Source organism: Paraburkholderia sp. BR13439 (assembly GCF_040948805.1).
In the GTDB taxonomy this organism is placed as follows: domain Bacteria; phylum Pseudomonadota; class Gammaproteobacteria; order Burkholderiales; family Burkholderiaceae; genus Paraburkholderia; species Paraburkholderia youngii.
The window spans coordinates 1-255 of the sequence record NZ_JBFPKN010000219.1; the positions used below are offsets into that span (position 1 = coordinate 1).

1 protein-coding gene is annotated in these 255 nt (G+C 67.1%); it reads right to left on the reverse strand.

Annotated features, from left to right (window positions below; translation table 11 throughout):
- The coding region (locus tag AB3X96_RS42950) for a Phenylacetic acid catabolic protein (protein WP_368594463.1) at nucleotides 1-247 on the reverse strand (247 nt) is incomplete at its 3' end.
- Nucleotides 248-255: the final 8 nt, after the last annotated feature.

Genomic DNA, 255 nt, shown 5'->3' on the forward strand with positions numbered 1-255 from the left:
GCTCGGCGCGGAAGTACGCGTAGTCGTCCTCGCTGCGCTGACGGCCGGTGAGCTGCTGCTCGAGCGTGGCCGCGTGCGTGTACAGCAGGCGCGCCTGGCCGATCAGGTCGAGGCTCATGTTCGACAGCGCGATGTCCTCTTCGAGGATCGGGCCGTGGCCGCACCACTCGCTGTTGCGCTGACCGAGGATCAGCGCGGTATCGGCGAGGCGCAGCACGTACTGCAGATGTTCGGGCGTGATGGACAGAGTGGTCA